Source organism: Streptomyces sp. YIM S03343 (assembly GCF_054729195.1).
Genome location: NZ_JBPUKX010000001.1, coordinates 7115539 through 7130579 on the forward strand (window position 1 = coordinate 7115539; position 15041 = coordinate 7130579).

A 15041-nucleotide genomic window follows, 5' to 3' on the forward strand; every position below is an offset into this window, starting at 1 on the left:
CGTGGCTTTTGATGCACCCTTGACTCGATCATGGACTGACATGAGCCTGGCAACCTGTTCGCCGCCGTGGCGAACCACACCCAGGGGGGTCCATGAGACTCAGAGCGAGATCGGTCCTTGCCGTCGGCGCACTGCTGATCGGGTCGGTGAGCCTCGCGCCCGTCGCGCAGGCGCGGAGCGCCGGCCCGTCCGCCGACCCCGACGCGGTCAAGGTCTTCCGCGCCGATGTCACCCGGCAGCAGTTACCGCTGCTGCTGAAGGCCGGTCAGGACGGCCATGAACTCGGGGACCGGGCAACCGGCAGCGGGAGGACCCGTGTCGAGGTCTATCTCACCGACAAGCAGGCCAAGAAGCTGGAGAAGCAGGGCGTCGAGCTCACCGAGCACACGCTCTCGGCCCGCGCCGAGGCGCGCGTCGCGAAGGCCGCCGAGGGCGTGTTCCGCCCGTACAGCGGCGCGGGCGGGCTGGAGGAGGAGATCCTCAGGACCGGGCAGCAGCACCCGGATCTCACCAAGGTCGAGTCCATCGGGAAGACGATCGACGGCCAGGACATCCTCGCGCTCAAACTGACCAGGAACGCGAAGCGGTCCAAGGACGGCTCCAAGCCCTCCGTGCTGTACGTGTCCAACCAGCACGCGCGTGAGTGGATCACCCCGGAGATGACTCGCCGGTTGATGCACTACTACCTGGACAACTACAAGACCGACAAGCGGATCAAGAAGATCGTCGACAGCACGGAACTGTGGTTCGTGCTCTCCGCCAACCCCGACGGCTACGACTACACCTTCAAGGACTCCGGGACCCGTCTGTGGCGCAAGAACCTGCGGGACGTCAACGGAGACGGTGTCATCTCCACCGGTGACGGCGTCGACCTCAACCGCAACTTCGCCTACAAGTGGGGCTACGACGACGAGGGTTCGTCCCCGAACCCCACCAGCCAGACCTACCGCGGCGCCGCCCCGGACTCCGAGCCCGAGACCGAGGCGCTCGACACCTTCGAGAAACGCGTCGGCTTCACCTACGGCATCAACTATCACTCCGCCGCCGAACTCCTCCTCTACGGCGTCGGCTGGCAGGTCGCCACCCCGACCCCCGACGACGTGCTCTACAAGGCGCTCGCCGGCACCCCGGACAACCCGGCGATCCCCGGCTACCGCTCCCAGGTCTCCTCGGAGCTCTACACCACCAACGGCGAAGCGGACGGCCACGCCGCCAACGTCAACGGCATGGCGATGTTCACCCCCGAGATGTCGACCTGTCAGACCGCCTCGGCCCTCGACCCGAACGACGCCTGGAACGCCTCCGACTGCCAGTCGGTCTTCAACTTCCCCGACGACGAGAAGCTGATCCAGCAGGAGTTCGCGAAGAACGTCCCCTTCGCGCTGTCCGTCGCTGAGACCGCCGCACACCCCGACCGGCCGGTGTCCTCGGTCGGCCTGAGCGCCGCCGACTTCACCCCGGCCGCGTTCCCGGTGTCGTACGCGCGCGGCGCGGACCAGGAGGTCTCCGTCGTCGTACGGAAGTCGCTGCGCGACAAGGAGCTCAAGTACCGCGTCAACGGCGGCCGCATCCGGGACCGGGCGCTGCGCCCCTGGAAGGGCGGCGAGACCTACGGCGGCACCGACAGCCTCTACTTCGACGAGTACCGGGCGAAGGTCCGAGGCGGCGAGCCGGGCGACAAGGTCGAGGTCTGGTTCACCGGCGAGACGAAGGGCGGCAAGAAGGTCGCCGGTGAGCACTTCACCTACACCGTGGCCGAGCGGCCCAAGGCCGACGTCCTCGTCGTCGCCGAGGAGGGCGCGGCCGCCACGCAGGCCCAGGCGTATGTGGACGCGCTGAAGGCGAACGGGCGCAAGGCGATCGTCTGGGACGTCGCCACCCAGGGAGCCCCCGACGCGCTCGGCGTCCTCGGCCACTTCGGCACCGTCGTCCACTATTCCGGTGCCGGCGGCCCGGCCAACGCCACCCAGCTCCAGCTGCGTGCCTACCTCAACGAGGGCGGCAGGCTGATCGAGGCGGGCGAGCGGGCCGGCGGCTCGGTCGACCTCGGCGACGGCACCCTGTCCGACGACTTCAGCCAGTACTACCTGGGCGCCTACTCGCGTACGTCGACCCCCGGAGCCACCGGATTCACCGGTTCCGGCAAGCTCGACGGCTTCGCCGGAGCCCTCGGCGACGCGCCGGGCAACCCGCTCGACCGGGCGGGCACGTACTCCGTCACCTCCGACGAGCTGCCCGCCGCCGACCACCCGCAGTTCGCCGGCGCGGGCGCGGGCCAGTTCAGCGGGACCGTCAACCCGTACGGGCCCTACGCGGGCTCCTTCATGGCCGCCGCGGTCCACACCGACGACGCCTACAAGCGCCTCACCCGCACCGTCGACCTGACCGGTGTGAGCGCCGCCGACCAACCCGCCCTGCGCGCCCGGCTGCTGTGGGACACCGAGCCGGGCTACGACCACGCCGTGGTCGAGGTCCACACCGTCGGCGCCGACGACTGGACCACGCTGCCGGAGGCGAGCGGGAGGACCAGCGACGCCGTGCCGGCCGAGTGCGAGGCCGGGTTCCTGGCCGCCGAGCACCCGTGGATCAAGCACTATCTGACCCTCGCCGCGAGCGGCTGCACCGCCAGGGGCAGCAGCGGCACCTGGCACAGCCTCACCGGCTCGTCGAACGGCTGGGAACAGGTCCGCTACGACCTGAGCGGCTACGCCGGGAAGCAGATCGAGGTGTCGATCGCCTACATCACCGACCCCGGCACCGGCGGCCACGGCGTCCTCGTCGACGACGCCTCCCTGGTCGTCGGCGGCACGGCGGTCCAGAGCGAGGGTTTCGAGACCTCGCTGGGCGCGTGGAGCGTCTCGGGACCGCCGTCGGGCAGCCCGGCCGTCCTGAAGGGCTGGGCGCGTACCGGGGCCCTGTTCAGGACGTACGGAGCGGTCACCACCGACCGGACCGTGCTGCTGGGCTTCGGCCTGGAACAGGTCACCTCCGCCGCCGACCGCGCGGTACTGATCGGCAAGGCGCTCACAGCGCTGGACGGATGACCCCCGACCGGGCCGGAACGCGCACCGCGCATCACCGAGCCTCACCGCATGATCCGCTTCGGTCAGCACAGCATGACGTCGAGTAGTCCCATGGGGTGATTCGGCACCACTCGAAGGAGTGATTGGGCCGAACGGCCCGGGCGGTCCGTACCCCTACTGGTGAGTACGGTCTCCCGGGCCGTGTGCGGGCCCTCTGAATGTCACCCCCGGGGCTGCATGGAGGTAGGGTCGGGGTTGGTCGGGGACATCCCAAATACAGCTCGTCGGCAGGTATCGCCGACGCACCAACGAGGAGATCGGTTCGTGACGATCCGCGTAGGCATCAACGGCTTCGGCCGCATCGGGCGTAACTACTTCCGCGCGCTCCTGGAGCAGGGTGCAGACATCGAGATCGTGGCTGTCAACGACCTGGGTGACACCGCGACCACTGCGCACCTGCTGAAGTACGACACCATTCTGGGTCGCCTCAAGCAGGAGGTCTCCCACACCGAGGACACGATCACCGTCGGTGGTCACACCATCAAGGTCCTCTCCGAGCGTGACCCCGCCGACATCCCGTGGGGCGAGCTCGGCGTCGACATCGTCATCGAGTCGACCGGCATCTTCACCAAGGGTGCCGACGCCGCCAAGCACATCGCCGGTGGTGCGAAGAAGGTCCTCATCTCGGCTCCGGCCAAGGACGAGGACATCACCATCGTGATGGGCGTCAACCAGGACAAGTACGACGCGGCGAACCACCACGTCATCTCCAACGCGTCCTGCACCACCAACTGTGTGGCGCCGATGGCCAAGGTCCTCGACGAGAACTTCGGCATCGTCCGCGGTCTGATGACCACGGTGCACGCGTACACGAACGACCAGCGCATCCTTGACTTCCCGCACAAGGACCTGCGCCGCGCCCGTGCCGCCGCCGAGAACATCATCCCGACCACCACCGGTGCCGCCAAGGCCACCGCCCTGGTGCTCCCGCAGCTCAAGGGCAAGCTGGACGGCATGGCCATGCGCGTCCCGGTCCCGACCGGCTCGGCCACCGACCTGGTGCTGGAGCTCGGCCGCGAGGTCACCAAGGAAGAGATCAACGCCGCCTTCCAGAAGGCCGCCGAGGGCGAGCTGAAGGGCATCCTCGACTACACCGAGGACCCGATCGTCTCCTCCGACATCGTCAGCGCTCCCGCGTCCTGCACCTTCGACGCCTCCCTGACCATGGTCCAGGACGGCAAGAACGTGAAGATCCTCGGCTGGTACGACAACGAGTGGGGCTACTCCAACCGCCTCGTCGACCTGACGGTCTTCGTCGGCAACCAGCTCTGATCACCAGATCGGGCACCTCGATGTGAGAGCAGGGCTCGGGCAGCGAAACTGCTGCCCGGGCCCTGTCTCGCGTGCCCCGCGTGCCCGTTCCGAGCGCGGCGCCGGACAGCCCCGATAGCCGCGCGGAAGGGCCCGAACGGCCCTCGCGGAGGCCGCACGCCAGGTACGAGCCTCACACCACAGGCAGCCCTCTCGGCCAGCAGAGCCTTCCCAGCCCCTCTCTAGGAGTCCTCCCATGAAGACGATCGACGAACTTCTCGCCGAAGGCGTCGACGGCAAGCGGGTCTTCGTCCGCGCCGACCTCAATGTGCCGCTGGACGGCACCACCATCACCGACGACGGCCGTATCCGCGCCGTGCTGCCCACTGTGAAGGCCCTCGCCGAGGCGGGCGCCCGGGTCGTCGTCGCCTCGCACCTCGGCCGCCCCAAGGGCGCGCCGGACCCGGCCTACTCGCTCGCCCCCGCCGCCACGCGGCTCGGCGAACTCCTCGGCGCCGAGGTCGCGTTCGCCACCGACACGGTCGGCGAATCGGCCCAGGCCGTGGTCGCGGGCCTGGCGAACGGCTCCGTGGCCGTCGTCGAGAACCTCCGCTTCAACGCCGGTGAGACCGCGAAGGACGAGGCCGAGCGCGGCGCCTTCGCCGACCAGCTCGCCACCCTGGCCGACGTCTACGTCGGTGACGGCTTCGGCGCCGTGCACCGCAAGCACGCCTCGGTGTTCGACCTCCCGGCCCGGCTGCCGCACTACGCCGGCTACCTCATCGCGGGCGAGGTCGGCGTCCTGAAGCAGCTCACCGAGGACGTCAAGCGCCCCTACGTGGTCGCCCTCGGCGGCGCCAAGGTCTCCGACAAGCTCGCCGTCATCGACCAGCTGCTCGGCAAGGCGGACCGCCTCCTCATCGGCGGCGGCATGGCGTACACCTTCCTCAAGGCCCAGGGCCACGAGGTCGGCCGCTCCCTCCTCCAGGAGGACCAGATCCCGGCCGTCAAGGAGTACATCGAGCGCGCCGAGAAGACCGGCGTCGAGCTGGTCCTGCCGATCGACGTCCTGGTCGCGGACGGGTTCCCGGACCTGAAGACCAAGGCCCCGGCCAACCCCGAGGCCGTCTCCGCGGACGCGATCCCGGCCGACAAGGAGGGCCTGGACAGCGGTCCGGCCTCCCGTGAGCTGTACGCCTCGAAGCTTGCCGACGCGGCCACCGTCTTCTGGAACGGCCCGATGGGCGTCTTCGAGCACCCCGACTTCGCCGAGGGCACCAAGGCCATCGCCCAGGCGCTCATCGACTCCCCGGCCTTCACGGTGGTCGGTGGTGGCGACTCCGCCGCCGCCGTGCGCCTGCTGGGCTTCGACGAGACCGCATTCGGCCACATCTCTACCGGTGGCGGCGCCTCCCTCGAGTACCTCGAGGGCAAGACGCTCCCCGGCCTCGCCGCACTGGAGGACTGACCCAGATGAGCACGCGCACGCCGATCATGGCGGGCAACTGGAAGATGAACCTCAACCACCTCGAGGCCATCGCGCACGTCCAGAAGCTCGCCTTCGCCCTCACCGAGAAGGACTACGAGGCCGTAGAGGTCGCCGTCCTTCCGCCCTTCACCGACCTGCGCTCCGTGCAGACGCTGGTCGACGGCGACAAGCTGAACATCAAGTACGGCGCCCAGGACATCTCGCAGCACGACTCCGGTGCCTACACCGGTGAGATCTCCGGCACGATGCTGGCCAAGCTCAAGTGCACCTTCGTGGTGATCGGGCACTCCGAGCGGCGCCAGTACCACGCCGAGACCGACGAGCTGGTGAACGCCAAGGTCAAGGCCGCCTACAAGCACGGTCTGACCCCGATCCTGTGCGTCGGCGAGGAACTGGAGGTCCGCGAGGCGGGCAACCACGTCCCCCACACCCTCGCCCAGGTCGAGGGCGGTCTGAAGGACCTCCCGGCCGAGCAGGCCGAGACCGTCGTGATCGCCTATGAGCCCGTCTGGGCCATCGGCACCGGCAAGGTCTGCGGCGCCGACGACGCGCAGGAGGTCTGTGCCGCGATCCGCGCCAAGATCGCCGAGCTGTACACGCAGGAGCTGGCCGACAAGGTCCGCATCCAGTACGGCGGCTCCGTGAAGTCCGGGAACGTCGCCGAGATCATGTCCCAGGCCGACATCGACGGCGCCCTGGTCGGCGGCGCGTCGCTGGACGCGGACGAGTTCGTCAAGATCGTGCGCTTCCGCGACCAGTAGTCCTGGCGTGAGTAGGCGGTAGCGACGATCCGTCGTACCCTTGCGGGGGCATGGCCTGGTGGCCGTGCCCCCGTCGTCCATCCGAATCCGAGGAAGTTGGTCCAGCCGTGGTTTTGGGGTTCTCGATCGCCCTGATCATCTTCAGCCTGCTGCTGATGCTGCTGGTGCTGATGCACAAGGGGAAGGGCGGCGGCCTCTCCGACATGTTCGGCGGCGGCATGCAGTCCTCCGTCGGCGGCTCCTCGGTCGCCGAGCGCAACCTCGACCGCATCACCCTCGTGATCGGTCTGCTGTGGTTCGCCTCCATCATCGTCCTCGGCATCCTGATGAAGACGAACAGCTGATCAGCTTCTCACAGCTACGCATATTCCCCACGTAAGGCCCCATGTTCGGTACGTGCTCCTGAGCGCGGCCTATCATGGGGCTTGCGTCTTGGTGCGCGGGCTGTAACTCCGGGCACTGGACGCGCGTTGGGCCTTACGTAGACTGAGGCGCTCGCAACGAAGCGACACGCCGACTCGCTTCGCGGCACCATCACGCAGGGAGTTACGACCGTGGCAAGTGGCAACGCGATCCGAGGTAGCCGGGTCGGGGCGGGGCCGATGGGCGAGGCCGAGCGCGGCGAGTCCGCGCCCCGTCTGCGCATCTCCTTCTGGTGTTCCAACGGGCATGAGACGCAGCCGAGCTTCGCCAGCGACGCCCAGGTCCCCGAGACCTGGGACTGCCCCCGCTGCGGCTTCCCGGCCGGCCAGGACCGGGACAACCCGCCGGACCCGCCGCGCACCGAGCCCTACAAGACGCACCTCGCGTACGTCCGGGAGCGGCGCAGCGACGCGGACGGCGAGGCGATCCTCGCCGAGGCGCTCGCCAAACTGCGGGGCGAGATCTAGAGACCGGGACGGCCGGGCACCCACGGGTGCCTGGCCGCCGCCGTCTGTACGACGGCCGCGATCGGGCGGCCGCCGTGGCCGGCCGTGCGCCGCGACAGACCTCGGCGCGCCCTGTGTACGGCCCTCGGCATGCCCTGCCCGCGGCGTTGGGCCGTTGGACCCTGATCGGCGCAGCGCTCATCGCCGCTGTGACCGCCCGCCGGCGCACCCCTGCTCTCCCTGTCCCGCTCCTGTGCGCCGACGCCTCCACGGACCCGCAGACCCCGCTCAAGGGCGGGTCTCCTCTTCACCCGGCACCTCGGTGACACCGCCGCGCCTTCTGGACGTACCTGTTGTTGCCCCCGGGGACAGCGTGACGTGGACGCGTGCCCCGTGCAGATCAATTAGGTTGGTACGTGTGGCGGGGCACGGCACGCAGCAGGCATAAGCAGGAAAGAAGGCTGAAGTCCGAAATGAACGCAGACGGCCGCACCAGGCTCAATCAGACGCCCGAGTGGACCGCGCTCGCCAAGCACCGTGAGGAGCTCGGCGAGGTGCAGCTGCGCGAGCTGTTCGCCGCCGATCCCGGCCGCGGCGCGGGATACACCCTCCAGGTCGGTGACCTGCACATCGACTACTCCAAGCAGCTCGTCACCGACGAGACGCTGCGGCTGCTGCGCGACCTCGCCGCCGCCACCGGCGTGTTCGAGCTGCGCGACGCCATGTTCCGCGGTGACAAGATCAACACCACCGAGGGCCGTGCCGTGCTGCACACCGCGCTGCGCGCCGCCCGCGGAGCGGTGGTCGAGGTCGACGGGGAGAACGTCGTCCCGGCGGTGCACGACGTGCTCGACCGGATGGCCGGCTTCGCCGACCGCGTCCGCTCCGGCGCCTGGACCGGCCACACCGGCAAGCGCATCAGGAACATCGTCAACGTCGGCATCGGCGGCTCCGACCTCGGTCCCGCGATGGCCTACGAGGTGCTGCGCCGCTTCACCGACCGCGACCTCACGGTCCGCTTCGTGTCCAACGTCGACGGCGCCGACCTGCACGAGGCGACCCGGGACCTGGACGCGGCGGAGACGCTGTTCATCATCGCGTCCAAGACCTTCACCACCATCGAGACCATCACCAACGCCACCTCGGCGCGCACCTGGCTGCTGAGCGAGCTGAACGCCGGTCAGGACGCCGTCGCCAAGCACTTCGTGGCGCTGTCGACCAACGCGGGCAAGGTCGCGGACTTCGGTATCGACACGGCCAACATGTTCGAGTTCTGGGACTGGGTCGGCGGCCGCTACTCCTACGACTCCGCGATCGGCCTCGCACTGATGATCGCGATCGGCCCGGACCGGTTCCGGGAGATGCTCGACGGCTTCCGGATCGTCGACGAGCACTTCCGCACCGCGCCCGCCGAGGCCAACGTCCCGCTGCTGCTGGGCCTGTTGGGCATCTGGTACAACAACTTCCACGGCGCCCAAGCGCACGCGGTGCTGCCGTACTCGCACTACCTGTCCAAGTTCACCGCCTACCTGCAGCAGCTGGACATGGAGTCCAACGGCAAGTACGTCGGCCGTGACGGGCGCGAGGTCGACTGGCAGACCGGCCCGATCGTGTGGGGCACGCCCGGCACCAACGGGCAGCACGCCTACTACCAGCTCATCCACCAGGGCACCAAGCTGATCCCGGCGGACTTCATCGGCTTCGCCAACCCGGTCGACGAGATGAGCGAGCAGCTCGCCGCCCAGCACGACCTGCTGATGGCCAACTTCTTCGCCCAGACCCAGGCGCTCGCCTTCGGCAAGACGCCGGACGAGGTGCGGGCCGAGGGCGTCGCCGAGGAACTGGTGCCGCACAAGACGTTCCGCGGCAACCACCCGACGACCACCATCCTGGCCGCCGAGCTGACCCCGTCGGTGCTCGGCCAGCTCGTCGCGCTCTACGAGCACAAGGTGTTCGTCCAGGGCGCCGTGTGGAACATCGACTCCTTCGACCAGTGGGGCGTCGAACTCGGCAAGGTGCTCGCCAAGCGGGTCGAGCCGGCCCTCACGGAGGGCGCGGAGGTCCCCGGCCTCGACGAGTCCACGAAGGCCCTGGTCGCCAAGTACCGCGAGCTGCGCGGCCGCTAGGCGCCGAGCGCTCCGCTGAAAATGCCGCGATGTGTTGTCTGTCGTCTGCGGCACCGTCGTGGCCGGTCGCTCCCCCAAGCTCTCAACTTCGTTCGAGCAGGGAGGTACCCCCATCGCGGCGAAGCCGCATATCGAAACAGCCCCGCGCCCCTTCCGGGGCGCTGCCGAACCGTACTCGATCTGCTTAGCGGCCTCGGCACCAGGAGGCGGGCGGCTCCGCGCCGCCTGCCTCCCCGTACGACGACCGGCGCGATGAAGTAACCGGCTCAGGCCACCGCGCTCAGCGTGTCCGCCAGGCGGCGTCGTGCCGCGCGGGACGCGGGCAGGGCGGCGAGGGCGGCGGCGCCCAGTACCGCGGCGGTGCCGAACGACAGCAGCAGGAGTGGGGACGGGCTCTGGGCCAGGCCCGCGCCGATACCGCTGGACCGGCCCTGGGCGTCGATCAGCCAGTGGGCGAGCGGGATCCCGAGCGCCGCGCCGACGGCGACCGCGGCCAGCGCGGTGCAGACGGTGGCCGTGACGGTGATCGCGGTGATCTGCCGCGGGGACAGGCCGATCGCCTTCAGCGCGAGCAGGTCCCGCTCGCCCTCGCGGACGGTGCCGCCGATCGCGGTCAGCAGATCGATCAGCCAGATGAGCGCGAGGACGGCGATCAGCCCGGCAACGACTCCTCGCATCGGCGACAGCCCGTCCGCCGGATTGGTCGCCGGATGTACCTCGAGGTGCCCGTGGGCGGCCGCGGACAGCTCGTCGGCGACCTCGTGCGGATCGGCGCCCGGGCGCAGCCGGAGCTGGTAGAGGGTGGAACGCAGCCGTGGGTCGTTGTCGCGGAGGGTGTCGAGCGAGGCGGAGATGACCCGGCCGGCGTTCTCCGGCTCGATGCTGCGGCCCACGATGTGCAGGATCTGCGGCTGGTCGCCCACCGTCATCCGCACCCAGTCGCCGACGCGTACATGCAGCAGGTCGAGCAGCCCCTGGCCGGCCACGGCCTCGTCGGGACCCCGCGGGGCGCGCCCGTCGGCCAGGGCATAGGGGTACGGGTCCTGCCGCGTGCCCAGACCGCGCAGGGCGATCGTGGCCGTCTGGCCCGGAACCAGGGCCGCCACCTCGACACCCGGGTAGGCCGCGGCGACCTGCGGGCTGCCCGCCAGCAGGGAGCGGGCGGCCGTGTCCCCGAGACCGCCGTCCGGGCGGGCGGTGAGGGCGGCCGGGAGGCCCACCTGCTCGGGACTGCTGTGGAAGCGGTCGATGGTGGTCCACGCGCTCATCGCCACCACGATCAGCAGCAAGGGAAGCGCCAGGCGGGCGACCGTGGCCAGCGACCGTGCGGGACGGGTGAACGCCCGGTGCCAGCCCAGGACCAGCGCGGGCGGCAGCCGCAGACCGAGGGCCGTGCGGGCCAGGCCCGGCAGACGCCCGCCGGCCGGTGCCGCGGGCCGCGGCACCAGCACCGGTACCGGCGCCGGAGGCACCCGCCCCGCCCGCCAGGCCGCGAGCCCGGTGGTCGCGGCGATGAACAGCACCGCCCCCACCGGTACCGCGAACAGCGCCACGGTGTGGTCCGGCAGCCCCTGCCACACGCCGACGGCGTCGCCGAGCCGCCCCGGGATCCGGCGGCCCAGGCCCTGGATGAGGGCCGCTGCGGCCACCCCGCCCAGCAGCGCGTAGGCGACATGCTGGAGCAGGAAGATCCGGACGACCTGGCCGGGTGTGAAGCCGATCGCCTTCAGCACCGAGATGTCCCGCAGATGCCCGCGGATGCGGGTGCCGATCGCCCCGTGCACGGCGAACCCGGCGGCGACCAGCGAGCCCAGGCCGAACAGGCCGAGCACTTGGCCCAGCAGCCGGTTGTCGCCCTGCGCCTCGGACCGGGCCTGGCGCCAGGTGGAGACCTCGTCGACCGCGTCGGCCCCCAGCACGGTGACGGCACGCTGGACGGCGTAGTCCGTGTCGCCGGGGTCGGCCAGACGCAGCCCGGTCACCTGGCCGCCGGGGTTGCGCACGGCGGACGGCAGCGCCCAGACGAGCCCCGGCTGTTCCCCGGGGCTGTAGCGGGGTTCGGCGCTCTCGGCGACGCCCAGGACGGTCAGGGTCCGGGCGGTGCCGGGCAGCGTCAGGGTGTCGCCGGGTTCGGCCAGCAGTGCCCGGGCGAGGCGGCTCTCCAGGACCACACCGTCGGGGCGGGCGGGGTCCAGCCAGCGGCCGGAGGTGAGCAGCGGGCGGCCGACGGAGGGCAGGTGGGGGGTGCCGCGTAGTTCGACGGAGGCGCGGGTGCCCCGCGAGACGACCGAGGTGGACTCGGTGGGGTAGGGGCCGGCGACGGCCTCGACGCCGTCGAGCGCCGTGAGCCGGCGGGCGTCGGCCGAGGGGGCGGTGTGGATCCAGGCATGGGCGCCGTGTGCCTGGGTGAAGACCCGCTGCCAGGGGTTGGTCGCATAACCGAACAGGGCCGCGGCCAGCAGCAGCGAGGCGACGACGCCGACGGTGGCCAGCACGATGAACAGCGCCTCGCCGCGGTGTGTGCGCAGATCGGAGTGCGCCCAGCGCAGGGTCGCTCGCACCGGGCTCAGCCCCTCGGTTCGCGTGGCGTACGGCAAGAGGGCGCATGTGTCGGCCACCCCGTGCGGCGGGCTGTCGGTCGCCCCGTGCGGCGGGCCGTCGGTACTCGGTCGTCCACCGCGGTCAGTCCTTCAGCTCCAGCACACCCGAGGTTCCCGGGCTCCGCGACGGCGTGCCGTCCAACTCCGCGTCGTCGGCGATCCGGCCGTCGAAGAAGCTGATCACCCGGTCGGCGGCGCTCGCGAGCCGGGCGTCATGGGTGACCAGCACGATGCTCTGGCCCCGCTGGTGGAAGCGGGACAGCAGCCGCATCACCTCGCGGGTGCCCTTGCTGTCGAGGCTGCCGGCGGGCTCGTCGGCGAGCAGCAGCGGCGGATGGTTCACCAGGGCCCGGGCCAGCGCGACCCGCTGCTGCTCGCCGCCGGACAACTCGCCCGGCATGCTGCGTTCCTTGCCTTCGAGGCCCAGTTCGGCCAGCAGTTCCTGCCGTTTCGACCGCGCCTGCCGGGGCGGCAGGCCGGCGAGCAGCGCGGGCAGTTCGACGTTGTCCGCGACCGGCAGGTTGGACACCAGGTTGAAGAACTGGAAGACGATGCCGATGCGCTTCCTGCGCTGTACGGCCCAGCGCGCCTCGGTGTAGGAGTCGGTGCACTCGCCGTCCAGCCAGATGCTGCCGCGGTCGGGCCGCTGCAGCCCGCCCAGAAGGTGCAGCAGCGTCGACTTCCCGGCGCCGGACGGGCCGGTGACGGCCACGAACTCGCCCCGCGCCACGCGCAGGTCGACGCCGCGCACGGCGTGCGCGGGCGCGCCCTCGCCGTAGTGGGTCTTGACGAGGCCCTCGGCCCGCAGCAGAGGAGCGGGGCTGTCGCTCACTCCGGCTCCTCCAGTTCCTCCTGGCACCGCTCCAGCCAGTCGAGGTCGGCCTGCAGATGCAGCATCGCGCCCTCGATCAGCAGGTGGGCGATCCGGTTGTCGCGGTCTTCGGCGGCGGCCAGTTTCGACAGGTTGCGCATGGTGTTGAGGTACTGGCGCCGCTGCCTGTTGATGAGGGCGATCTGGTCGGCGAGACCGGTCTGGGGGGCGAGGGCAAGCTTCATGAAGAACTCGTCACGCACCCGGGGCTCGTCCGCCGTCTCCTCGAACCAGGCGCGCAGCGCCTCCCGCCCGGCGTCGGTGAGGTGGTAGATCTTCTTGTTGGGCCGGCTGGACTGCTCGACCTCCTCGCCCTCGATCAGTCCTGACTTCTCGAGGCGGCCGAGGGTGACGTAGATCTGGCCGACGTTGGGCTGAGGGTACGCCGAGCCCAGCAGTTGCTCAAGGTCCTGCTTGAGCTCGTAGCCGTGGGCCGGGCCGCGCGAGAGGAGAGCCAGGAGAGCCAGGCGCACTCGTGCTGTCCTCCTCGCATCCTCGGAATGTGCTCCAGGCCCTAGTATCGCCCATACCTAACGGGTATACATGGCCCTGACTCCGGGCGAGGGTGCCCGGTGCCGGTGTACAGGGAGGAACCTATGCGGTGGATGCGCGCCGCCGGTAGGGGCCTTCTCGTCTTCGCCGTGGTCATGACCGGCTACGTCGCCTCGGGCGCCCGCGCCGATGAGGCGACCGCGCACGGCCGGGGCCCGCTCACCCTGGCGACCGCGGGCGACCTCACCGGCTATCTCGGTCCGCTGCTGGAAGGCTGGAACCGCACCCACCCCGGCGAGAAGGTGACCCTCGTCGAGCTCCCGGACTCCGCCGACGAGACCCATGCGCAGATGACCACCGATCTGCGGGGCGGGGACGGGGGCCGCTTCGACGTCCTCAACATCGACGTCGCCTGGACCTCCGAGTTCGCCGCGGCGGGCTGGATCCGGCCGCTGCCGCGCGACCGCTTCCCGCTGAAGAGCTTCCTGCCGCCGGTCGTCGGCACGGCGACCTACGACGGCCGGCTCTACGCGGTGCCGTACGTGACCAACGCCGGTCTGCTCCTCTACCGCAAGGACATCCTTGCCAAGGAGGGTGTGCGGCCGCCGCGCACCTGGGCCGAGCTGGAGCGGGACGCGAGGACCATCGCCCCGAAGTACGGACTCGACGGCTACGCGGGCCAGTTCCTGCCCTACGAGGGCCTCACCGTCAACGCGGCGGAGGCGGTGTACTCGGCGGGCGGCACGATCCTCGGCGACGAGGGCGAGCGCGTCACCGTGAACTCGGCCGCGGCCCGTGAGGGCATCGGGTTCCTCGTCCGGGGCGTGCGCGAGGGTTGGATACCCCAGGCGGCGCTGACGTACAAGGAGGAGGAGTCCAAGCAGGCGTTCCAGGACGGCCACCTGCTGTTCCTGCGCAACTGGCCCTACGCGTACGTCGCCGCCTCCGCCCGGGGATCCGCGGTCGCCGGCAAGGTCGGCGCCGTACCGCTGCCGGGCCCGGACGGGCCGGGCACCAGCGTCCTGGGCGGCTCCAACCTGGCGGTCAACACGCTCGCGCGGCACCCCGATTCGGCCGCGCGGCTGATCGCGTACCTCACCAGCGAGCCGGTGCAGCGTCAGGTGCTCACGCGCGGCGCGCTGCCGCCCGTACGCGCCGCGCTCTACGACGACCCCGATCTGGTGCGGGAGTTCCCGTATCTGCCGACCCTGCGGGCGAGCGTCCTCGCGGCCGCCCCGCGTCCCAAGAGCCCGCGCTACGACCAGGTCAGCCTGGCCGTGCAGGCCGTCATGCACGACGTGCTGACCGGGCACGAAACGGCCGAGTCGGCGGTACGGCGGCTGGCGCGCGAGCTCGCGTCGGTCTCTCACCGCTAGTCCTCTCCTCGCTGGTCCCGCCGGGGCTTCGTAGTTACATGTTAGGTAACGCGAGTGTCTCGCTTCGGTCTGGAGTGCGCGGAAATGTCTGGATATAACGGACCAACTCGCTGGTAATTTATC

11 protein-coding genes are annotated in these 15041 nt (G+C 70.5%); 8 read left to right on the forward strand and 3 right to left on the reverse strand.

All coding sequences use genetic code 11. From position 1 onward, the window contains the following. Positions 1-92: 92 nt before the first annotated feature. The 7 genes from ACSYGN_RS31435 to pgi all read left to right on the forward strand — a co-directional run bounded on the left by ACSYGN_RS31435 (position 93) and on the right by pgi (position 9579). Positions 93-3044, forward strand: coding sequence for a M14 family metallopeptidase (locus ACSYGN_RS31435; protein WP_460401602.1), 2952 nt, complete (start codon positions 93-95; stop codon positions 3042-3044). Between the two features lie 303 nt (positions 3045-3347). After that, a complete protein-coding gene (gene gap, locus ACSYGN_RS31440) occupies positions 3348-4355 on the forward strand; it encodes a type I glyceraldehyde-3-phosphate dehydrogenase (protein WP_460401604.1) in 1008 nt (335 codons plus the stop codon). 235 nt (positions 4356-4590) lie between these two features. Next, positions 4591-5802: a phosphoglycerate kinase gene (locus ACSYGN_RS31445; protein ID WP_460401606.1), complete on the forward strand. Its 1212-nt coding sequence runs from the start codon at positions 4591-4593 to the stop codon at positions 5800-5802. 5 nt (positions 5803-5807) lie between these two features. Continuing rightward, on the forward strand, positions 5808-6584 hold the full coding sequence (gene tpiA, locus ACSYGN_RS31450; protein ID WP_460401608.1) for a triose-phosphate isomerase: 777 nt from the start codon (positions 5808-5810) through the stop codon (positions 6582-6584). A gap of 113 nt (positions 6585-6697) precedes the next feature. Next, the gene (gene secG, locus ACSYGN_RS31455) at positions 6698-6928 is read left to right on the forward strand and encodes a preprotein translocase subunit SecG (protein WP_460403849.1); all 231 of its coding nucleotides are present in this window, start codon (positions 6698-6700) and stop codon (positions 6926-6928) included. A gap of 210 nt (positions 6929-7138) precedes the next feature. Beyond that, positions 7139-7474, forward strand: a complete 336-nt coding sequence (locus ACSYGN_RS31460; protein ID WP_003976875.1) for an RNA polymerase-binding protein RbpA — start codon at positions 7139-7141, stop codon at positions 7472-7474. A 452-nt stretch (positions 7475-7926) separates the two neighbouring features. Continuing rightward, positions 7927-9579, forward strand: coding sequence for a glucose-6-phosphate isomerase (gene pgi, locus ACSYGN_RS31465; protein ID WP_460401610.1), 1653 nt, complete (start codon positions 7927-7929; stop codon positions 9577-9579). Between the two features lie 266 nt (positions 9580-9845). Here the strand turns inward: pgi and ACSYGN_RS31470 are convergent, their stop codons facing one another. From ACSYGN_RS31470 to ACSYGN_RS31480, 3 genes are all read right to left on the reverse strand, one after another. Then, complete coding sequence (locus tag ACSYGN_RS31470) at positions 9846-12140, reverse strand: ABC transporter permease (RefSeq protein WP_460401612.1); 2295 nt, start codon at positions 12138-12140, stop codon at positions 9846-9848. Positions 12141-12261: 121 nt separating this feature from the next. Further along, positions 12262-13011, reverse strand: coding sequence for an ABC transporter ATP-binding protein (locus ACSYGN_RS31475; protein WP_460401614.1), 750 nt, complete (start codon positions 13009-13011; stop codon positions 12262-12264). Then, the gene (locus tag ACSYGN_RS31480; protein ID WP_460401616.1) at positions 13008-13523 is read right to left on the reverse strand and encodes a PadR family transcriptional regulator; all 516 of its coding nucleotides are present in this window, start codon (positions 13521-13523) and stop codon (positions 13008-13010) included. Before ACSYGN_RS31480 ends, ACSYGN_RS31475 begins: the two co-directional genes overlap by 4 nt. 123 nt (positions 13524-13646) lie before the next feature. Here ACSYGN_RS31480 and ACSYGN_RS31485 point away from each other — a divergent pair, with 123 nt between their 5' ends. After that, positions 13647-14918 carry an ABC transporter substrate-binding protein gene (locus tag ACSYGN_RS31485; RefSeq protein ID WP_460401618.1) on the forward strand — a complete coding sequence of 424 codons (1272 nt, stop codon included), beginning with the start codon at positions 13647-13649 and terminating at the stop codon, positions 14916-14918. Positions 14919-15041: the final 123 nt, after the last annotated feature.